General features: G+C 56.2%; 17 protein-coding genes. 15 read left to right on the forward strand and 2 right to left on the reverse strand.

The annotated features are described in order from the left end of the window. Nucleotides 1-3: 3 nt before the first annotated feature. Nucleotides 4-918 (reverse strand): TetR/AcrR family transcriptional regulator, encoded by a 915-nt coding sequence (locus MHH78_RS04930; RefSeq protein ID WP_341166775.1) that lies wholly within the window; start codon nt 916-918, stop codon nt 4-6. Nucleotides 919-1101: 183 nt separating this feature from the next. On the opposite strand from MHH78_RS04930, the gene cls reads away from it, so the two are divergent. Beyond that, nucleotides 1102-2610 (forward strand): cardiolipin synthase, encoded by a 1509-nt coding sequence (gene cls, locus MHH78_RS04935; protein ID WP_076080844.1) that lies wholly within the window; start codon nt 1102-1104, stop codon nt 2608-2610. A gap of 149 nt (nt 2611-2759) precedes the next feature. Here the strand turns inward: cls and MHH78_RS04940 are convergent, their stop codons facing one another. After that, nucleotides 2760-4307 (reverse strand): phospholipase D family protein, encoded by a 1548-nt coding sequence (locus MHH78_RS04940; RefSeq protein WP_341166776.1) that lies wholly within the window; start codon nt 4305-4307, stop codon nt 2760-2762. A gap of 288 nt (nt 4308-4595) precedes the next feature. On the opposite strand from MHH78_RS04940, the gene MHH78_RS04945 reads away from it, so the two are divergent. The 14 genes from MHH78_RS04945 (at nt 4596) to MHH78_RS05010 (ending at nt 21953) form a co-directional block, all read left to right on the forward strand. Continuing rightward, nucleotides 4596-5513, forward strand: coding sequence for a MerR family transcriptional regulator (locus MHH78_RS04945; RefSeq protein WP_341166777.1), 918 nt, complete (start codon nt 4596-4598; stop codon nt 5511-5513). Nucleotides 5514-5725: 212 nt separating this feature from the next. Then, nucleotides 5726-7282 carry a phytoene desaturase family protein gene (locus MHH78_RS04950; protein WP_076080840.1) on the forward strand — a complete coding sequence of 519 codons (1557 nt, stop codon included), beginning with the start codon at nt 5726-5728 and terminating at the stop codon, nt 7280-7282. Then, nucleotides 7279-8799, forward strand: a complete 1521-nt coding sequence (locus tag MHH78_RS04955; protein ID WP_341166778.1) for a phytoene desaturase family protein — start codon at nt 7279-7281, stop codon at nt 8797-8799. Before MHH78_RS04950 ends, MHH78_RS04955 begins: the two co-directional genes overlap by 4 nt. After that, nucleotides 8792-9649: a phytoene/squalene synthase family protein gene (locus tag MHH78_RS04960; protein ID WP_341166779.1), complete on the forward strand. Its 858-nt coding sequence runs from the start codon at nt 8792-8794 to the stop codon at nt 9647-9649. The genes MHH78_RS04955 and MHH78_RS04960 overlap by 8 nt, the downstream gene beginning before the upstream one ends. A 2-nt stretch (nt 9650-9651) precedes the next feature. Next, a complete protein-coding gene (locus MHH78_RS04965; protein WP_340946519.1) occupies nt 9652-10437 on the forward strand; it encodes a carotenoid biosynthesis protein in 786 nt (261 codons plus the stop codon). Next, a complete protein-coding gene (locus tag MHH78_RS04970; protein WP_341166780.1) occupies nt 10406-11146 on the forward strand; it encodes a lysophospholipid acyltransferase family protein in 741 nt (246 codons plus the stop codon). Before MHH78_RS04965 ends, MHH78_RS04970 begins: the two co-directional genes overlap by 32 nt. Next, the gene (locus tag MHH78_RS04975) at nt 11143-12303 is read left to right on the forward strand and encodes a glycosyltransferase (protein ID WP_341166781.1); all 1161 of its coding nucleotides are present in this window, start codon (nt 11143-11145) and stop codon (nt 12301-12303) included. The genes MHH78_RS04970 and MHH78_RS04975 overlap by 4 nt, the downstream gene beginning before the upstream one ends. Continuing rightward, the gene (locus MHH78_RS04980) at nt 12300-13775 is read left to right on the forward strand and encodes a phytoene desaturase family protein (protein WP_341166782.1); all 1476 of its coding nucleotides are present in this window, start codon (nt 12300-12302) and stop codon (nt 13773-13775) included. The genes MHH78_RS04975 and MHH78_RS04980 overlap by 4 nt, the downstream gene beginning before the upstream one ends. Before the next feature lie 612 nt (nt 13776-14387). Next, nucleotides 14388-15533, forward strand: a complete 1146-nt coding sequence (fni, locus tag MHH78_RS04985) for a type 2 isopentenyl-diphosphate Delta-isomerase (RefSeq protein WP_341166783.1) — start codon at nt 14388-14390, stop codon at nt 15531-15533. A 43-nt stretch (nt 15534-15576) separates the two neighbouring features. After that, nucleotides 15577-16050 (forward strand): GNAT family N-acetyltransferase, encoded by a 474-nt coding sequence (locus MHH78_RS04990; RefSeq protein WP_341166784.1) that lies wholly within the window; start codon nt 15577-15579, stop codon nt 16048-16050. A gap of 574 nt (nt 16051-16624) precedes the next feature. Continuing rightward, complete coding sequence (gene ychF / locus MHH78_RS04995) at nt 16625-17725, forward strand: redox-regulated ATPase YchF (protein WP_036726185.1); 1101 nt, start codon at nt 16625-16627, stop codon at nt 17723-17725. Between the two features lie 284 nt (nt 17726-18009). Further along, the gene (prfA, locus tag MHH78_RS05000; protein WP_076080826.1) at nt 18010-19077 is read left to right on the forward strand and encodes a peptide chain release factor 1; all 1068 of its coding nucleotides are present in this window, start codon (nt 18010-18012) and stop codon (nt 19075-19077) included. Between the two features lie 4 nt (nt 19078-19081). Then, nucleotides 19082-20152 carry a N5-glutamine methyltransferase family protein gene (locus MHH78_RS05005; protein WP_445668032.1) on the forward strand — a complete coding sequence of 357 codons (1071 nt, stop codon included), beginning with the start codon at nt 19082-19084 and terminating at the stop codon, nt 20150-20152. Nucleotides 20153-20759: 607 nt separating this feature from the next. Next, a complete protein-coding gene (locus MHH78_RS05010; protein ID WP_341166785.1) occupies nt 20760-21953 on the forward strand; it encodes an FtsW/RodA/SpoVE family cell cycle protein in 1194 nt (397 codons plus the stop codon). The last annotated feature ends 10 nt before the right edge of the window (nt 21954-21963 follow it).

The raw sequence follows: 21963 nt of genomic DNA on the forward strand, positions 1-21963 counted from the left end.
CGCTTAATGAAATCCGCAGGAAGTGTGCATATAAGGAGCGAATACTTTCTTCAATTGACTTAGCTCGCCGGATAGCCCAGGGTATCCCTCAAGATTGGCCAGCATCCCTTGAATGATCGCTTTACGGGGCTGGGAGGTTAGGATCTCGTTCTCCAGAATGCTAAGGGACTCCAGGCCGTCTTCGGCATGCTCGTGGTGTATTCCGTCCGCTTCACTGAGCAGGAGCTTCATCGCCTTAATCAGCTGAAGCGGGCTCTGGCGCGGTCCTTCTCCTTGACCCTCGGCCCATCCGGCGAGGACTGCGGAAGAGATCAGAGGGGCGGGCTTCCCTGCAAGCAGGCCGGAGACCATAATGTCCAGCCAGTCCACCAGCCGGTCAGCCAGCTCAGGGATGGAGACAACAATCTCCTGACCGAACAGCAGCTTGATGCTGGAGCTGATCATGCCGTGGCTGAGCACGCACAGCTCGCCTGCATAGGGCAGAATCTCTGGCCCGTACATGAGCTCCAGCTTCTGCTGGAACCAGCGCAGCAGGGCGGCGTTGTTCTGCTTCACCCAATCGGGAATCTCGGCAACACCCCGGCCGGCCACCTCCTGGAATTGGCGCTGCAGGAATTCGCGCAGCTCGTATACATGACTAAGCAGAATTTCGAGCTGGTTACGCAGCTTCTCCCGGGGCTCTCTGCCGGCAGCCTGCTCCTCCTGCTGCAGCGGATCATGAATCATCCGGAAGCAGTAGATGTATATACTGCGTTCCAGATCTTCTTTGGATTTGAAGATCAGATACAGACTTCCTTTGGAGATCCCGCATAATTCGGCAATCTCCTGCATGGAGGTGGAGGAGGAGCCTTTTACAGCGAACAGCTGCATGGCGGTCTTGATGATTTGTTCTTTTTTGGTCATGCTTTTAGCGGTCAAGGCGATATAAGCCCCCGTTCTGACTAGACAGTTCTATATTTGACTGATTGGTCAGTGAGATTATATTATATATCCTGCAGCAATACAAATTTGCAGGTTTCAGTAGGAAGAAACGGATTCTTCATGTAAGATATAAATGTGTCATTTTGGTGAGAATCGGCGGAATGAGAAGGTAGGGTACATATGAGAAGAGGACTGCAGGCTATGGTCATCATAGCGGCTATGCTGGCTTTCTATTATTTTGGATTTGGGATTTTCGGCAGTACAGCCGGAACCATTATCAGTATATTTTCGACATTGACTGTTATCTCTGTCGCGCTGGGGATCTTCATGGAGAACCGCAATCCCTCCACCACAGTGTCCTGGATTCTGCTGCTCGCGCTGATCCCGGTGCTGGGGCTGGTGTTCTATTTCCTGTTCGGGCAGAATGTATTCAAGCGGCGCAAGTATGACAAGAAGGCCCAGCGCGACCTCATGGCCTATGAACGGATTGAGAACGATGCGTTGCGGATGCACCAGGACTGGTCGGTGTTCAGCCCCTCGCAGCAGAAGCTGCTGGGCCTGTCCCAGCGGCTCGGTCGCACGCCGATCTCCTTCAATTCAGAGTCGCGCATTCTGACCAACGGGGAAGAGACCTTCGGGACACTGCTGCTGGAGCTGCGGCAGGCGCAGCATCATATCCATATGGAATATTATATTTTCCGGGCGGATCATATCGGCACGCGCATTCAGCAGATTCTGATTGAGAAAGCCCGCGCGGGCGTTGCAGTCCGGTTCATGTATGATGCGGTCGGGAGCATGCAGCTCTCCAGAGCCTTCCTTAAGGAGCTTAGTGATGCGGGGGTGCAGGTGGCTGCTTACGGCAACTCTACCTCCTTTTTCTCCAGCAGGGTGAATTACCGCAATCACCGCAAAATCGTGGTCATCGACGGCGATGTCGGCTTCATGGGCGGGCTGAATGTCGGGGATGAGTACCTGAGCCGCAGCAAGACCTACGGGTTCTGGCGGGATACACATATGCTGCTGAGGGGCGAAGCGGTGCGCACGATGCAGATTATCTTCCTGCAGGACTGGATGCACACCACCGGCGAGAAGATCCTGGAGCAGGATTACCTCTCCCCGCAGCTTCGCTTCACTACCGGAGACGGGGCGGTGCAGATTATTGCCAGCGGCCCGGATAATGAGCGGCGTGCGCTCAAGAATATTTTCTTCTCCATGATTACTACTGCGGAAAAATCCGTCTGGATCGCCAGTCCCTACTTCATCCCCGATGAGGATATACTGACTGCGCTGCGTGTGGCGGCGATGTCGGGGCTGGATGTCCGCCTGCTGTTCCCGGCCAAGCCGGATAAATGGATTCCGTTCCTGGCCTCCCATTCCTACTTCCCGGCGCTGCTGGAGTCCGGCGTGAAGATCTATGAATATGAGAAGGGCTTCATCCACTCCAAGCTGCTGATTGCAGACGGGGAGATTGCTACGATTGGAACAGCGAACATGGATATGCGCAGCTTCCATCTTAATTTTGAGGTGAACGCGCTGCTGCTGCAGACCGAGAGCGTCTCGCGCATTGTCGCAGACTTCGAGCGTGACCTGCAGTCCACGCGGCAGATTGTCCATGAGACCTTCATGGAGAAAAGACTGCTGGAGCGGCTGCTGGAATCCGCAGCCCGGCTGATGTCTCCGCTGCTGTAAGCGGACAAGCAAAATGAAAAACGGTACCGTCCTTTTGTGGCGCGGTACCGTTTTTTTGTTTTTAGGAAATTATGATTTTCTTCTGTTTTGGATAAGTGGCGCGCAGGTATTTTATTCACCCGTCTAGGGTGAATTTGTTCTTTTTCCATTCAGAAGGTAGTGAATCCAAGCCGGGTCTGTATCCGGTAGAGGATGTATTTCAACCAGGTGACGTCACTCTGATATTCCGTGAGCGGCAGGCTGTATTGAGCGCCCTCGTTGTTCCATAGCCGGTTGAAGTAGCCCTCCACCTCCGCATACAGCGGCTGTTCCCGCGGAACGGATACATAGAGGTCATTCTCCAGGTTATAGTCGTCCAGATTCCGGGCTGTGAAGTTCGTTGATCCGCCCAGCAGGGTAGAGTCGCCTGACGCCTTGGCAATGAACATCAGCTTGCTGTGATACTGCTCCTCGCCTGTATTGTACCAGCGGATCAGGATATTTCCTTGAGAGCGGCGGTCCAGGTCCATGGCAACGGGACGGTTCGGGATGCCGATTTTGTCCCGTCCAAAAGCATTCTGGTTAGGATCAAGCAGCAGTCTCACCTGGGCGCCGCGTGCATCTGCGGCAAGCAGGGCATCGATAATTCCGTCGTCCGCCAGATAGAACATACCCATCCAGATGACATCCCCGGGTCCTGCCGCAGCGATCTCATCCAGGGCATATTTGTATACCTTGCCTTCGGTCAGATAGCGGACTTCAAGCGAAGGTCCCCCGGATGCGGCGGCGGGCGGTTTGAATTCAGGGGGCTTGCTCAGCAAGGGACCGGCTCCCGAGAGATTAGCCGCCGCCTGCTCACTCCGCAGAATATCCTCCTGGATTGGACCCTGCACCTCCAGGGCAATGTTGGAATGATAAGCACTGGCATCATGCACATTGCCGGAGGAGATCAGGGCGGTGTTCTCGCTCAGCACAACCTTGCGGTGGTTCGCTTTGACATTGAGCAGCTTCAGGTAGGAACGTGCGGTAATGTCCGGTCCTCCGCTGGCCATCAGATTCGGAATCCAGCCGGTGCCGGATTGTCCGAACCACTGGATGAAGGTGCGCCAGACCGCAGAATAGGCAGGAGTCGAGTCCCGCAGACCGTCTACATCCGTCATGATGATCTTAATACCGGCGGCTCTCATCTCTTCCAGGAGGGCATTAGGCGCAGAGCCGTAGTTCGTATTCACCTCATCGGTGATGAAGATGATCTCCATGGCGGCATAGGCGGCTTTCTGGGCAAGCAGCTTATCGGTAAGCTGTCTGCTGACAGCGGGGAACTGCTGGTCTGTATGGGTATAGTTATTGAACAGGAACAGATCGATCACGAGGAACTGTCTGGACTCTTCAATAATCTGCAGGATTCTGGGCAGAATCTGTTCTTCCCTTGCCTGCTTTCCGCTGCTATCCTGATAGGTCAGATCATGCCAGAAGGCGACCGTACTCACCTTATAAGCAGGGCTCTCCGCAGAAAGTCCGGGCGGCAGCGGCTTATGGATGTGATAGATCATCACCCCGGCCAGCCAGAGGGGAAGAAGGATCAGGGCCAGCAGGAGTCTGGAGCGGCGGCGCAGGAAGAACTGCGTCTGACGCTTGTGGCGGGATGCCGTAATGGCACCTGAAGCCAGCGTGATCTGTAACTTTTCGGGTGTGACGGGATGGCGGCCTTGATTCATAGTTATCCTCCTGGGTCTGCTGCGGGGCTAGAGCGGCTATAGGGTAGCCCGGCATTGTAAATACCTATAACGCCCGCTAAGGAGAAGTGAAGCAGCTGACGGCAAAATCCCTGAAAAATCTAGTGTTGCACAAAGCGCTCCTGTTCATCCGCGCCGTACCTGCAAGCTGCATCATACAAGTTCTGGTGACATAACACAGATGCAATTGTATAATGAGTGTAAATAATTTGTATAAGGTTTGAATCTTCAAATGTATTCAGTGTAAACAGGAAGGCAGTGAGATCCATCGTGTATTCCATCAAACAGGTCGTCGAAATGCTCGATATTCCCTCTGTCACTCTGCGGGCGTGGGAGAACCGGTATGCGGCTGTCGTCCCGGAACGTACCGAGTCCGGCTATAGACTGTACAACCAAGAGAATATTGAGGACCTTCGCTGGTTGAAGGAACAGACCGATAAACCGGGCATCAGTATCTCACATGCTGTGCGGATGCTGAAGCAGCATAAGCAGAAGGACCTGGATGAACGGCTGTCCGTTGCGGGCGGTGACCCCAAGGATGCCTTGGACAAAATGAGGCAGCAGATCTATGCAGCGCTGCTCGACATCCAGGGTGAGCGGGCCGATGCCCTGATCGATTTCGGGTTCTCCCTGTACGGCTATGAGGCGATGGTCCATCAGGTGTTGGTGCCTGTTCTTGTGAAGGTTGGTGATGCCTGGGAGCAAGGGACGGCAACCGTGGCCCAGGAGCATTATATGACACATAGGATCTCGAACCGGCTGTCCCAGTTCTTTCACGTGTTCCCGGTGTATGCCCATCTGCACAAGGTGCTTGCCTTCTGCCCGGCAGGAGAGCATCACCAGGTCGGCCTGCTGCTGTTCTCGCTGTTCCTGCGCAGGAACGGGGTTGAAGTCATCTATCTGGGGGCTAATACCCCCGAAGACGGTGTGATGGAGCTGCTGGAGAAGCAAGAGCGGATCGGAGCTGTCTGCCTATCCGTTACGAATGGTACGCTAGTCCCTTATACGGAGGAGCTGCTTGAACGGCTAGGCAGCTTGTACCCGGAGATGCAGCTCATTGCGGGCGGTAGAGCTTATGAGGCAATCAGCCTCCAGGATACCAACGCCACCTATGTGATGGCGGAGCCGCCGGAGAAATGGCAAGCCTGGTTCGATCAGGAATATGCCGGAATCCGGCATAGGGCTTAGCAAATATAGCGGATTTTAATTGAAGTAGATTCCATAGGAACCGGTCAGAACCCTTGTACAGGGCTGTCCGGTTCTTTTGCTATGGACAAGTCTAGCAACCAAATTGCTGGAAGTCCGGCGGATGATATTTACATGGCCCGGCAAAGTATGTATGATATTTGTATCACTATTGTATAGTTTTTGTATAACGTTTGAACGAAGGAGGACGTCGCTTGATCCGAACCACAGATACCGCAAAAGTCGCAGTAATCGGCGCAGGACCGGGCGGGCTGGCCGCCGCCATGCTGCTTGCCGCCGAAGGATATGAAGTAGATCTCTATGAACAACAGGCAGAAGTTGGCGGAAGATCAGGCGAGCTGAAGCTGGGAGACTACCGTTTTGACCGGGGAGCCACCTTCTTGATGATGCCGCATTTGCTGGAGGAGCTGTTCACTCTGGCAGGGCGTTCGGTGCATGACTATGTCTCGCTTACACCGCTTGATCCGCTGTATTCACTGCATTTTGGAGATACCGTATTTACGCCTTCCACGAACCAGGATCAGACGGCCGAGGAGATTGAGCGGCTGTTCCCGGGCAATGGCAACGGCTACCGCCGGTTCATGGCCGAAGAAGCCGACAAGCTGGAGCGGGTGATCCCGTTGCTGCAGCGTCCGTTCCAATCGTTAGGGGATTATTTTAAAAGAGATGTGCTGCACGCGCTGCCTAAGCTGAACGCTACAGACACCGTATACAACCGGCTGTCCCGTTATTTCGATGATGAGCGGCTGCGGTTCTCGTTCACGTTCCAGGCCAAGTATCTGGGAATGTCGCCTTGGGAGTGTCCGGGCACCTTCACGATTCTGTCGTACATGGAGCACCGTTACGGCCTCTATCATCCGACTGGCGGCATTAACCGTGTGCTTCAGGCTATGGCTGAGGTCATCCAGGAGCATGGCGGGCGGGTCCATACCACAAGCGGGGTGAAACGCATTATCGTCAAGGACGGGCAGGCCGCAGGCTTGCTGCTGGAGAACGGGGAGAAGGTGGATGCGGATTATATTGTGATTGGTGCAGATTTTGGATCTGCAATGACCCAGCTGTTCGAGCCCGGGCTTCTGAAGAAATACACCCCTGCCAAGATTGCCCGTAAAAGATATTCCTGCTCCACCGCCATGCTCTACCTCGGTGTGGATGGAGAGGTGGACCTCAGTCATCATTCGGTTCATTTCGCGGACGATTACCGGCGTAATGTCAAAGAGATCACGGAGCTGGGCGTTCTGTCGGAGGATGCTTCTATCTATATTCATAATCCGTCAGTCATCGATAAGACACTGGCGCCTCCCGGTAAGTCCTCGCTCTATGTGCTGATGCCGGTGCCTAATCTGAGTGCCGATATCAACTGGGAGCAAGAGCGTGCTGTGGTGGAGGACTGGATGATGGAGCGGCTGCAGCAGATCCCGCAGCTTGCCGGAATCGCCGGACGCGTGGAAGAGAGCCTGTTCTTCTCTCCGCTGGACTGGCAGAACCAGCAGAATGTATATAACGGGGCCACCTTCAATCTGGCCCATAATCTCGGGCAGATGATGCATCTGCGGCCGCATAATACCTTCGAGGAGGTACGCGGCATCTGGCTGGTCGGCGGGGGAACCCATCCGGGCAGCGGCCTGCCGACGATCTTCGAGTCGGCCAAGATTAGCGCACGGCTGCTGCGGGAGCATGACCAGGCTGTGCGGGGGCGGTTCACCGTACAGGCGGGTGCGCCCGGCGCAGGTGCGGGGGTTCCGTTATGAGCCGCATTGCCATCGTAGGCAGCGGAATCGGCGGGCTGACGGCAGCGCTGCTGCTTACCCGTCAGGGACATGAGGTGGTGATCTATGAACGGGCACCCCAAGCGGGCGGGCGTGTGGCCTTTGAAGAGCAGGACGGCTACCGGATTGACCGCGGCCCTACCATCGTGCTGCTGCCGGAGATGCTTCTCGGTATTCTGGAGGAAGGCGGCCTTCCGCGATCCAGCCTGGAGCTGCTGCGCTGTGATCCGCTCTACCGGGTTCACTTCAGAAGCGGGCGGGTGCTGACCAAATTCGCAGATGCGTCGGCGCAGGCAGAGGAGATTGACCGGCTCTATCCCGGAGAGGGCAAGGGCTTCACCCGGTTCATGAAGGACATGGCAGTGCTGTATCCGCAGGGGCGGACGTCGTTCCTGGAGCGGGGGTATGCCAGCGGGCGGGAATTCTTTAGTCCGGCTAACCTGTCGTTGATGGTTCGCCTGCGCGCTTACCGGAATCTGCGCTCTGCGATCGGCCAGTATTTTCGCAATGAGGAGCTTAAGGATGCGTTCTCCCTGCAGAGCCTCTATATTGGAGGAGCGCCCTTCCGCACACCTGGTATCTACACCATGCTTCCTTACGCCGAGCATGCCTTTGGCATCTGGATGCTGAAGGGCGGATACGGGACGCTGCCGCAGATCATGGCCCGGGAGCTGGAAGACCGCGGGGTACAGATTCATACGGGCGCTGAGGTGGAATCTTTGCTTGTTGAAGGAAGCCGCTGCTGCGGAGTTGTTGTTCAGGGGCAGTCGATTCCTTATGATGCCGTTCTGTACAATGGAGATTTCCCGAATGTAGAGCAATTGCTGCCGCCTGGTGTGTTCAAGCAGGAACAGGCACCGGTTGTGACGGCGAATAAGGGCAGATCCGTATCGGCCAAGGCCATAAAACGCGGAAGCTGGAAGCCCTCCTCGGGCTGTCTGCTGATCTATGCGGCCACAGACAAGCGCTGGCCGGAGTCGCTGGTGCACCAGTTCTTCCTGCCGGATAGTCTGAATAGCAGCCTGCATGAGCTGTTTGACCTGGGACAAATTCCCCAGGATTCATCTTATTATGTATTTAATCCGGTAGCGCTGGACGACAGTGCAGCTCCTTCCGGACAGAGCGTGCTTTATTTTCTTGTTCCTGTCCCGGCGGCGCCGGATAAGAACTGGGAGGAAATAGCCGGAGCATTAGCCGATAAAGTCATGACGGATGCCGAGAAGCGGGGCTTCCCCGGGCTTGCCGCGAGTGTGATCTGGCGCAGGCTTAGAACGCCTGCCGATGCGGAGCAGGAAGGAATGTATGGCGGGGGCAGCTTCGGTATTGCACCGCTGCTGAGCCAGTCGGGGGTATTCCGGCCCCAGCCGAAGCCTTATCCGCTCAAGGGGTTGTATGCCGCAGGTGCTTCCGTCCATCCGGGCGGCGGTGTGCCGATCGTCATGCAGGGAGCGAAGCTTGCCGTTCAGGAAATGATAAAGGAGATGAGCGTACATGGATGAAAGGATACTGCAGCAATGTGAGGAACTGATGAAGAAAGGATCCACTTCGTTCCATAAGGCGTTTGATGTTCTGCCAAGTCCCAGGCGTGAGGCGGTGCATGTTATTTATGCCTTTTGCCGGATTATAGACGATAGTGTGGATGAGCCGGAAGGCGCGCCATACAGCATTCATGAGCTGCGGGAGCATTTCATGAATCTGGAGCAGGCGGACGGGCATTTCATCTGGCCGGCGCTGCGCTGGCTGTTCAGCAGCTTCCCGCAGCTTCAGCGTGAGCCGTTTCTTTTGCAAATGGAGGGACAGCTTAGAGATCTTACCTTCACAGCCTATGACACGATGGAGCAGCTTAAGGATTACTGTTATCTTGTAGCGGGAACGGTAGGGGAGATGCTGCTGCCTGTTCTGCGGGATGATCAGAGTGAAGCGGCACGGACATCGGGGATTGCGCTGGGGATAGGAATGCAGCTGGTCAATATCATCCGCGATGTGGGTGAGGATCTCAGAAGAGGACGCAGATATGTGCCGCTTGAGGTGATGGTGGGACATGGCTACAGTCAGCAGGAATTGGAGGACGGAGAGGTCAATTACCGTTTTACTGCCGTTATCCAGGAGCTGCGGAGAGAAGCGTTGGACTGGTTCCGGCGAGGGCTGGAGCATGTGCACACGTATCCTTTGGAGAGCGGTCTGGCCATTGAACTTGCCGCATCCTTCTATGCTGCTATTCTGGATGCTGTGGAGGCAGACGGGTATGATGTTTTCCGCAAAAGATCCTATGTCAGCGATGAAGCCAAGCTTCAGCTGTTCCAGCGTACGGTCGTGCGTTATGCCGGTGTAAGAACTGCGGTGGTCTAACGATGGTCCGAACCCTTTTTTGGATATGGTATACCATCGGTGCACTGCTGCTGATCGTGTTCGGAATTCCGGACAGCCTGAAATTCTCTAACGGATTATTTCTCGTATTCTATGGTGTCTACGGGCTGGACTTATTAATCAAGGGGCAATTCAAACCCTTCATGTCTGACTGGTCAGTCAATTCTTCAGGAGGCCGGATGACTAAGCGATTCTGGTATGCTGCGGCTCTTATCTGGTTAGGCGGAATGGCCGTCGAATGGGTAGGCGTGCATTCCGGCCGGTTGTTTGGGGATTATAATTATTCTACTATTCTCGGGCCTTTATTATTTGGTGTGCCGGTTACCCTGGGCTTCGCCTGGATTGCTGTTGTGTGTAATGCCGTGCTGATCAGCCATGATTTCGGACAGCGCGGCCTCCGGCTTCTGCTGCTGCGGGCCGTGCAGGTAGGCTTCTGGACGGTCCTGATGGATCTGGTGCTCGATCCAGTTGCCCATGCGAGGAACTTCTGGCATTGGGAGGGTGGCGGGGGCTTCTACCAAGTGCCCTGGAGCAATTTCGGCGGCTGGCTGATTGCAGGCGCTGCCTTGTCTATGCTGCTCCCGGCTGTGCCGTTCACCCGCCTGGCTGCCCGCCGGGGCACCCGCCTGTATCAGGCGATCCTGATCCTGTTCGGCCTGATCAGCCTGACAGAGGGATTGCCTGCCTGCGCGGTGATCGCCGGAGCAGGCGCCGCTTTGGCCGAAGGGAGTCTACGCTATGCTGGAAGCCGTTCCATCGGGAAGGTTTGACTGGTTATTCTACCGTTATAATTCCTTGTATCTGCTGCGCAGACATTTCCACTTCATTGGAATCAGCGGAGAGCTTCAGCCCGCTGCCGCTGCCGGGCGGGGGATTCTCTACCTCATGAATCACAGCTCGTGGTGGGACGGCCTGCTGGCCTATCACGCCGCAGGGAAGCTGCCGGGGAAGCGTCATTATTTCATGATGGAAGAGGAGCAGCTCCGGAAGTATGCCTTCTTCAGAAAGCTTGGCGCGTATTCCATTAACCCTGGAAGTCCAGGGGATGCGCGGGCTTCGCTGCGGTATACAGCCGGACTGCTGCAGGCGGGAGAGAGTGTCTGGATGTATCCTGAAGGGGAAATCCGGCCGCTGGAGCACCGGCCGCTGAGCCTGAAGGAAGGGGCGGCCCTGGCGCTGCGGCTCAGTCCGGGGGCGGCCGTAGTCCCAGTGACGCTATACCACGGCCTGTTCCGGCATACGAAGCCGGAGGCTACGCTGCTGGCCGGTGCGCCGCTGCTGCTCCCTTGGGCGGATATGGACCGCTCAAGGGTAGCTCGTACGCTGGAGACTGTTCTTGGCGGACAACTGGAGTCCCACCGCAGCAGAGTGCTTAACCATCAAGGCTATATGCCGGATGAATTCAGGCCGCTGCTCCGCCGGGGGAGATCTACCAATGAATGGCTTGACCTGCTGCGGCCGGGCGGTGGGAGAGGATGAACGTATTCTTTCAGGCTGTAACCGGTATTGTGCTGCTCCAGCTATTGTTCGCAATATGGAATGCAGCGCAGCTCCCCAAGCTGGGGGCAGCGGTCGGTACAAGAGCGGCGAAGGCGCTGCCAGCAAAAGCAACGGCATCCTCACGGGCCTTGAGCTTATCGGTACTGATCCCCGCCCGGGATGAAGCGGATAATATTGGGGACTGCCTCTCCTCTGTAATGGCCTCAAACACCGGCGGAATCGGGGTGGAGATTATTGTACTGGATGATTCATCAACTGACGGAACGGGGGCTATTGCCGCTGCAGCGGGCAGCGGAGTACGCGTTCTGAAGGGAAGAGAGCTGCCGGAGGGCTGGCTGGGCAAGTCCCATGCCTGCGCTCAGCTTGCAGAAGCGGCAAGCGGAGACTGGCTGCTGTTCATGGACGCAGATGTCCGTCTTCAGCACGGGGCGCTTCAGGCGGCGCTTTCTGCTGCTGAAGCAGCGGACGGCGGCATGATTACCGGCTTCCCCCGGCAGATGACCGGAACCTGGCTGGAGCGGCTGGTTGTTCCCCTGATGGTCTTCACCATCATCTGCCACCTGCCCATTCCGCTGGTCCGCGGCTCCAGAGATCCGCGGTTTGTTGCGGCGCATGGGGGCTTCATCCTGATTCACCGGGACAGTTACGACAGCTGCGGCGGGCATGAAGCCATCCGCAGCGAGCTGGTGGATGACATGGCGCTGGCCCGCGCCGTGAAGCGGTCGGGCGGAACGGTGGCGCTCATGGATGTTACGGAGCAGGCGTTCATGCGGATGTATCACAATGCCCGGCAAGTATGGAATGGCTACCGGAAGAATATCTATGCCGGTATCGGCCGCAGCCCGCTGCTGCTGCTGGGTGTGCTTATTGCATATCTGTCGCTGTATGCGGTGCCCGCCGCCGCCGTTCTGTACTATGCCCTAAGCGGACAGCCCGGTGCGGCCCTCTGGCCCGCTGCTGCGCTGTTTGCCGGTCTGGCCGTGAAACGGACCAGCGATGCTGCCGGTCGGCAGCCGTTCTGGTTCTGTCTCCTACTTCCGGCGAGTATACTCTGCCTGTCGCTGATTGCTGTGGCGTCCTGGCGCGGAAGCCGCACGCGCGCAGGCTATGAATGGAAAGGAAGGCGTTATGGATGAAACCGAAGGCAGTAATCATAGGCGCCGGATTCGGGGGGCTGTCCTGTGCGGTCACTCTTGCCGCTGAAGGCTGGGAAGTCACCGTGCTGGAACGCCAGCAGCATCCGGGCGGTAAGCTGCAGCGTGTTCAGGCGGGGGGCTACACCTTCGACCGCGGCCCCAGTACAATTACGATGCCCCATGTCTTTCGCTCGCTCTATGAGCTTGCGGGAGCCCGCATGGAGGATTATGTCCAGCTCTATGAGCTGGAGCCGCGCACCCGCAATGTCTTCGCAGACGGCAAGGTTGTCGATTTCTCAAGGGATACCGGGCGAATGCGGGAGCAGATGGCTTCCTACAGCCCGGCGGATGCTGCGCGGTTCCCGGAGTTTCTGGAGGAAGCCTCGCGGCTGTATCAGCTCAGCGAGAAGCAGTTCCTGAACAGGCTGCTGCTATCCTGGAGGGATAAGCTCTCGCCTTCCCTTGTGCGGGATCTGGTGCGCGTAAGGCCTTTTCTCAGCCTGCATAGCTTGCTGCTCCGCTACTTCAGCCACCCGAATACGCTGGCTATGCTGGGCCGCTATGCCACCTATGTGGGATCATCGCCGTATCGCTCCCCCTCCATCTTCGCCATGCTTGGTCATCTGGAGATTCAGGAAGGCGTATACGGGGTGAAGGGCGGCACCTATAAATTAATCAGCGGTCTGTCTGCACTCGCCCGGAATTTGGGCGTACGGCTGATTACAGGCACGGAGGTGACGGGAATTTCCGTAGTCTCCGGTGCGGTGGAAGGTGTGGATACGGAGCAGGGCTTCTACCCGGCCAAGACCGTGATTGCCGGTGGCGATGTCCTGAGCATCAACAAGATGCTGCTTCCTGAAGCGGTACGACCGGGAATGACGGACCGTAAGATTGAAGCGTACGAGCCCTCCCTGTCCGGGCTGGTAACGCTTGCGGGCGTGCCGCGTACGTATGATGTGCTGCTGCATCATACGGTATTTTTCCCGGAGAACTATAAGCAGGAATTTAAGGATATCTTCGGGCATAAGCGTCCGCCGCAGCAGCCGGCAGTGTATGTATGCCATTCCGGTTATTCTGAGCCTGAGATGGCGCCTGCGGGCGGCAGCAACCTGTTCATTCTGGCTAATGCACCTTATCTGAGCCCGGCCTGTGACTGGAGTGAGGAGAAGGAGGAGTACGGGGAACGTGTAATATCCGTGCTGGAGAGCCATGGAGTGAGCGGGCTGTCGTCCGCAGATGTGCTGGAGCGCTACACCCCGCAGGATATCGCCCGCGATACGCTGGCGCATCAGGGAGCCATTTACGGGATATCCTCCAATACGGTGAAGCAGACCTTCTCCCGCCCTGGCAACCGTTCCAGCGATGTTAAGGGACTGTGGTATGTGGGCGGAACCACGCATCCAGGCGGGGGAACCCCTGTGGTGTCCTTGTCGGGCAGGCTGGTGGGCGAATATATTGCAAGCCATGTATGAGGAGTGAACCCCCCGCCAGCGTTCAATGGCCGAGCAGGGTTGTGCTATAGTTGTGCTATAATGGAAGGTAATTGTGGAGCGGGATATATTGCAAGTAGAGACGGTTTCGCCGCCTTTTAGGGGCGGCACCAGTCTTTGAATAACTCGTAGAGTGTCTTTGTTGCTGAATGTATGTGGAAAACAGCATACATTGTGCTCGCACGCAGGCGTATGTCCAAATGTATGTGAAAAACAGCATACATAGTGCTCACACGCAGGCACATGGCCCGAATGTATGTGGAAAACAGCATACATTGTACTCGCAGGCAGGCGTATGGCCGAATGTAAGTTGAAAACAGCATACATAGTGCTCGCACGCAGGCACATGCCTAAATGTATGTGGAAAACAGCATACATAGTGCTCACACACAGGCACATGGCCGAATGTATATGGAAAACAGCATACATTGTACTCGCAGGCAGGTGTATGGCCGAATGTAAGTTGAAAACAGCATACATAGTGCTCGCACGTAGGCGCATGGGCCAACTGTATGTGGAAAACAGTATACATTCTCCGTAGGATGATTTTGTTCTTTTTTTGAGAAAAGTGAAGCAGAAACGGAGGAAGACAGCATGAATGATATGCCGCGAAACGGTGTGCCGCAGAGCGCTGTGAAGCCCTCAGGAACAGGGCCCCAGCCAGGTCAGGAGGCAGCAGGCTCAGGCCATGCCGGACATAAATCTCTGCTGCCCGACTCCAGAACCGGAGAACGGAAGATTGAGCATGTACGGCTCTGCTTGAATGAAGATGTGGCCGGCAATGGAATTACAACCGGGTTCGAGCAGTACCGGTTCCGCCATAACGCGCTGCCGGAGCTGGATTACGATACCATCTCACTGGGTACTGAGTTCTTAGGCCGTACGCTGCGTACCCCGCTGCTGATCAGCTCCATGACCGGGGGAAGCGCGGCTACAGGGAAGATCAATGAGCGGCTGGCCGAAGCGGCGGAGCGCCGGGGTTGGGCGCTTGGCGTCGGCTCGGTGCGCGCGGCTGTAGAACGCGCGGAGCTGGCGGCTACCTTCCATGTGCGGGCCAATGCACCCACAATTCCGGTCATTGCCAATGTCGGAGCCGTGCAGCTCGCCTACGGCTTCGGGGTAGAAGAATGCCGCCGGGCGGTTGAGATTGCCGGAGCGGACTGGCTGGTTCTCCATCTGAACGGGCTGCAGGAGGTATTCCAGCCCGAGGGTGACACCGGCTTCGGTTCCCTGCTGCAGCGGATAGAAGCATTATGCCGGAGCCTTGAGATTCCAGTGGGGATCAAGGAGGTAGGCTGGGGGATTGACGGCGATACGGCCGCCCGGCTGTATCAGGCTGGCGCTGCCTTCATCGATGTTGCCGGAGCTGGCGGCACTTCCTGGAGCCAAGTAGAGAAGTTCCGCAGCATCGACCCGGTTCGGCGTGCGGCAGCGGAGGCCTTCGCCGACTGGGGCATTCCCACGGCGGAGTGCATTGCCGAGGTCCGCGCGGTCTCCCCGCGCGGGGCATTGATCGGCAGCGGCGGGCTGAAGCACGGCGTCGATGCTGCCAAGGCGCTGGCCCTTGGCGCCGATCTGGCGGGCTTCGGACGGGGGCTGCTGGGTCCGGCCGTCAGCTCCGAGGAGGTGCTGGATCAGGCGCTGGCCCAGGTAGAGCTGGAGCTGCGGACGGTGATGTTCGGCATCGGTGCGCCGGATCTTGCCGCACTGCGTGGAACGCCGCGTCTGGTCCGGCGCTGAGCCAGGCTTACTTTTATAATCAGAACCGAAGGAAGGTATCCAAATGACGATTACATTGGTCCCGATGGACGAATCTGCGTTTCAGTCGTTCTTGAAGCAATCTACCCGCGACTACGCAGAAGAGAAAGTACAAGCCGGAGCCTGGGATGCAGATACAGCGTTAGCGCAGGCCCAGGAATCGATGAATCGCTACCTGCCGCAAGGCCTCAATACGGCGGGAGCTTATTTCTATTCGGTAGTAGAGGACGCTTCGGGGACTCAAGCCGGTTATCTCTGGTTCAACGTGAGCGAGAACCGCGGGGTGCGGGAGGCGTTCATTTATGACATTTATATCTTTGAGCCGTTCCAGGGCCGGGGCTATGGCAAGCAGACACTACTCTTGTTGGATGAAGAAGCCCGGAAGCTGAAGGCGGCCAAGATCGGCCTGCATGTCTTTGGGCACAACGAACGCGCCTTCGGGCTATACAAGAAAATGGGCTTCCAGGTTACAGACATCACGATGTCCAAGACGCTGTAGGCTGCAGGCGGAAAGTAGCACCAGGCAGGCATAAGGTTCTGCACAGCACCAGCCGAAGTAACTGGACTCCTCAAGGAGTCTTTTTGCATAAGGGGCAGTGTTCGAGAGTAAGTGCGGCGATGTGTGAGCCAAGGATTCACGGAAAAACGAACAAAATGGGACTGGCGCAACGTGTAGTCGAAATGTAGTCGAAAAACCGATTACAATTGGAGAGGAAGCGCCGTGTAGGCTGGATGTAGTCGAAAAACCGACCACAATTGGAGCGGACGCGCCCCGTAGGCTGGATGTAGTCGAAAAACCGATTACAATTGGAGTAGAAGCGCCGTGTAGGCTGGATGTAGTCGAAAAACCGACCACAATTGGAGTAGAAGCGCCGTGTAGGCCAAATGTAATTGAAAAACTGACCACAACGGGCAGCGCCAAGTAAATATTTTTTACACGGTAAGATGAGTTTGGCCGCCCGCCCTTGACTTCTGCTGTTGCTGGAGAATTTGTTCTAATATATAATGGTTTGAGATCAGTTCGGGATTTCATGCGGTGATCAAACCAACCGAAAATAGGAGTTGTCATATAAATGGCTTTGAAAGCAGGTATCGTTGGACTTCCCAACGTAGGCAAATCGACATTATTCAATGCAATTACACAAGCGGGCGCAGAATCCGCCAACTATCCGTTCTGCACCATCGACCCGAACGTCGGGGTTGTAGAAGTGCCGGACGAACGTCTGGATAAGCTGGTGGAGCTGGTACAGCCGAACAAGACGGTTCCGACCGCTTTTGAATTCGTCGATATTGCCGGACTGGTGCGCGGTGCGAGCAAGGGCGAAGGCCTGGGCAACAAGTTCCTGGCCCATATCCGTGAGGTGGATGCCATTGTTCATGTGGTGCGCTGCTTCGTCGATGAGAACGTGACCCATGTAGACGGCAAGGTGAATCCGATCAGCGACATCCAGACGATTAACCTGGAGCTGATTCTGGCTGACCTGGAGAGCGTGGAGAAGCGGATCGAGCGTTCCCGCAAAAACATCAAGGGCGGCGACAAGAAATACGCCCAGGAAGTAGAAGTACTGGAGCGCGTGAAGGAAGCCCTGTATCAGGACCAGCCTGCACGCAGTCTGGAGTTGTCTGACGATGAGCGCCAGATCGTGCGTGATCTTCACCTGCTCACCCTGAAGCCGGTGCTGTATGCGGCGAATGTGGGCGAGGATGAAGTGGCTACTGCCGAGGAGAATCCTTATGTGCAGCAGGTCCGTGAATTCGCAGCAGCCGAGAATGCTGAAGTCGTACCGATTAGTGCCAAAGTGGAAGCGGAGATTGCGGAGCTGGAAGGCGAAGACAAGGCGATGTTCCTGGAGGAGCTGGGTCTGCAGGAATCCGGGCTTAACCGTCTGATCAAAGCGGCTTACAAGCTGCTGGGTCTGTACACTTATTTCACTGCGGGTGTTCAAGAGGTTCGTGCCTGGACTATCCGCAAGGGCACTAAGGCCCCTGGAGCAGCGGGCGTGATTCACACTGATTTCGAGCGCGGTTTTATCCGGGCGGAGGTTGTAGCTTATACCGATCTGGTGGCGGCAGGTTCAATGAACGGTGCCAAGGAACGCGGGCAGCTGCGTCTGGAAGGTAAGGAATATCTGGTGCAGGACGGCGACGTTATGCATTTCCGGTTCAACGTATAGAGACTTTTCGCTTGTTATAGAGAGGCCATTCAGGAGTAGAGGTTTGCTTGCTGGATGGTTTCTTTGCGTCATTCGGACTCGGTGCCGATGTATAAGCTGGCCGGAGGCTCAACATCATAAGATCATACAGAATCTTAATTTAAAAAAATCCCCGGCCCGCCGCATGTACTGTAGCCAATTGAGGCTTGTGGTGGTATAATATAAAGTCGTATATCTACTTCAGTTGTAGCAACAATTTAAAGTAATAATGAACGAAGAATTTGAATCAGGAGAGGTGAATTCCCTTGTTGGACCGATTGCAATCCCTGGCGGACCGCTATGAGAAACTCAGTGAACTGCTATGTGACCCGGATGTTGCAAGCGACAGTAAGAAACTGAGGGACTATTCCAAAGAACAATCCGACTTGCAGCCCGCCTTCGAGGCGTATAGCGAATATAAGAACGTAATGGAAGAGCTTGAAGCCGCGAAGATGATGCAGGCCGAGAAGCTTGATGATGAAATGAAAGAAATGGTCAAGATGGAGATCGATGACCTGTCCGAGCGTCAGGCCGTTCTTGAGGAGAAGATTCGTCTGCTCCTGCTGCCTAAGGACCCTAACGACGACAAGAACGTAATCGTGGAAATCCGCGGCGCAGCCGGCGGGGACGAAGCGGCCTTGTTCGCCTCTGACCTCTACCGGATGTATACCCGTTATGCCGATGCCCAGGGCTGGCGCGTAGAGCTGATGGATGTGAACACGAATGATCTCGGCGGCTTCAAGGAAGTCATCTTCCAAATTACCGGGCGCGGCGCTTACAGCAAAATGAAATTTGAAAGCGGCGCACACCGTGTGCAGCGCATCCCTACCACAGAATCCGGCGGACGTATCCATACCTCTACCTCTACCGTGGCCGTAATGCCGGAAGCGGAAGATTTTGAAATCGAGATTCATGACAAGGATATCCGTGTCGATACTTTCTGTTCCAGCGGCGCGGGCGGACAGTCCGTTAACACGACCAAATCAGCAGTACGTGTAACCCACGTACCTACGGGGATCGTGGCTACCTGCCAGGACGGCAAGTCCCAGAACTCCAATAAGGATAAGGCGCTGAAGGTGCTGCGTACCCGGATCTCGGATTTGAAGCGGCAGGAAGAGGAAGCGAAGTATTCCGGAGAACGTAAAAGCAAGGTGGGAACCGGTGACCGCAGTGAGCGTATCCGTACCTACAACTTCCCGCAGAGCCGTGTGACGGATCACCGGATCGGCTTAACCCTTCACCGTCTGGATCAGGTGATGAACGGGGATATTACCGAGATTATCTCGGCACTGTCAATTGCGGAACAAGCAGAATTGATGGAAAAAGGAGAATAATGCTTTGAAACACGACTCTTATGTCATGCCTGACGTGCAAAGCATCCGGGAAGCCTTTGCGGAGGCTTCTTCTTTTTTGGCCGGACACGGCCTTACGGAGCCGCAGCGCAGCAGCCAGCTCCTGCTGGAGCATGTGCTGGGCTTGTCCGGGGCGGCGTATTACATGGCCTTGGCTGATCCGTTTCCGCTGGCGCGCAAGGCCGAATGGGAAGCACTGGTGACCCGCCGGGCGGCGGGGGAACCGGTGCAATACATCACCCGCGAGCAGGAATTCTACGGCCGGGCCTTCGAGGTCACGCCCGATGTGCTGATCCCGCGCCCGGAGACGGAGCTGCTCGTCGAGGCGATTCTGAAGTACGGCGCGGAGCTGTGGCCGGACGGAATGGCGGGAGTGCGGAGCGAAGCCGCACGTGAAGCTGAAGGAGACGGGCAGTGGACAACTGCGGGCGGTGAGGCTGGAGGGGGGCGGGGCGAAGCCGCACGTGAAGATATGGCGGCTGCGGATGAAGCAGCCGCCCGCCGGGAAAGCGGCGCGGGCGCAGCCGGCGCCGCACGGCCGCTGACCGCCGTCGATATCGGCGCCGGCAGCGGAGCTATCTCCGTCACGCTGGCGGCGGAAGCGCCGGCGTGGCGGGTCTGCGCCGGCGATATCTCGCCCGGCGCGCTGGCCGTGGCCCGGCGCAATGCGCAGCGGCACGGCACGGCGGTGGACCTGCGGCTCGGCGATCTGCTCGAGCCGTTCGCGGGGCTGGAGACGGATATTCTCGTCTCCAACCCGCCGTACATCCCCGGCGGCGACATCGCCGGGCTGCAGCGCGAGGTGCGCGATCATGAGCCGCGCACGGCATTGGACGGCGGCGGGGACGGGCTGGACCCGTACCGCCGCATGATGGAGCAGCTGCCGCTGCTCCCGGCTCCGCCGCGCCTGGTCGGCTTCGAGCTCGGCCAGGGGCAGGCCGAGCAGGTAGCCGGACTGCTGCGGGCAGCCGGACATTGGGACGAGATCATCACCATCGATGATCTCGCCGGGATTCCCCGGCATGTACTCGGCATTGCCCGCCGGGGACGGACGTAGCCGTGCCGGTGTAACCGTCTGGTGCGGCGTCATTTTTAGAAGGAGCGGCGCTGCTGTTGCGGTTGGAAGTCCAATTTTCACCGCAGTGACGGCCATGCTTCGAGTCTAATTTTAACCAATAGCCTGCTGAAGATTTGCCGTGCCCCATTAAGCTGCAATCGCTGCGCTAAATGCACTTTGTACAACTAAATTATCTAATATTCCATCCATAATCTGTTTAACTGTATAACGTACACTTAAATTTCCCTCCGCACCCGATGTTCCCGTAATCAAGCAGATTTAGTTGTACAGACTACAATTAGAAGAGGAAAACCATCACTTTTACTACTTTTAATTGCACAAAATACACTTATTACTCAATGGCCGGGAGAACGAGGGGCGGAGTAGATATGCCTATCGCTGAATGGCTGGGAAAGCGAGGGGCGCGTGAGGGCATCGGAGCATGCGCACAGCACAATCTCCTCCAGGCGAAGCAGAAAAGCGCCAATCTTTGGTAAATTGTATTTAGGCGGTCCCTTCCTTTACAATAGACAGGACGGAACTTCTGCCTGGGCGGCTGCCAGGGGACAAGAACGGGAAGAACCAGTACTGAGTAAGGAGACAGAATATGCTTCAGAAGATTAAGAAGATTGACGGCGTTATCCTGGTGATTCTTGTGCTGCTGATGGTGGTCAGCATTTTCTCCATATACAGTGTGACCCACGGGCGTGAGAGGCTGGACGGGTCGCATATTAAGATGATCAAATTCTATATCGTGGGCTTTGTTGCCTTTATCGGGCTGACGTTCGTGGATTACCGCCTGCTTGTAAAATATGCGTTATATGTGTACATCACGGGGATTGGCATTCTGATCCTGGTCAGCTTCGTGGGCACAGAGCAGAACGGTGCACAGGGATGGATCAAGTTCGGCAACAGCTTCAGTCTTCAGCCGGCGGAGCTGTTCAAGCTGATTCTGATTCTTTTTCTGGCAGCTGTGCTAGTACGCAAGAATAAAAATAAGCTGCTGTTCTGGCGTGATGTGGTCCCGCTGGGATTATTCAGTCTCGTGCCGTTTGTCATCGTAATCAGCCAGAATGACCTTGGAAATGCGCTCTCTTACATCGTTATTCTGATCGGTCTCCTGTGGATCGGCAATATCAAATTCACCCATGCGCTGATCGGGCTGCTGGTTATAGGCGGCTCTGCGGCTGCCGGAATTATGAGCTATATTCATTATCATGATGAAATTAAGGATTTCCTGGTAGATATCAAACGTTCGCACTGGATCGAGCGCTTCGACCCATGGTTGGTACCGGATAAGGCGACGGCCAAGGCGATCTACCATACGAAGAACGCCAAAATGGCCATCGCCTCCGGCGGCATGAGCGGTGAAGGCTACATGACGGGCAGCTCGGTGCAGACCGACCGTGTACCATACACCTATTCGGACTCCATTTTTGTGCAGATTGCGGAGGAATACGGCTTTGTCGGCTCGGCACTGGTGCTGCTGCTGTACTTTATCCTCATTCACCGTATGATACTAATTGCACTGGAGTGCAAGGATAGGGGCGGGCCGTTCCTGATCGTCGGGGTGGTGGCGATGCTGTTGTATCAGATTTTTGAGAATATCGGGGCCTTCCTGGGCCTGATGCCGCTGACCGGGATTACGCTGCCGTTCATCAGCTTCGGGGGAACCTCACTGCTGATCAATATGGCGAGCATAGGGCTTGTAATGAGCGTGCGTCTGCATGGGCAAGAGGTGGAGGAGGATCTGCCGAGTCCTGCACTGTATTCTTCCGCCGCCCCCGCCAAAAGAAGCTAACTTATTAAGA

Origin of the sequence: Paenibacillus sp. FSL H3-0333, from assembly GCF_038002805.1 — a bacterium.
Lineage (GTDB): Bacteria > Bacillota > Bacilli > Paenibacillales > Paenibacillaceae > Paenibacillus_AQ > Paenibacillus_AQ silagei.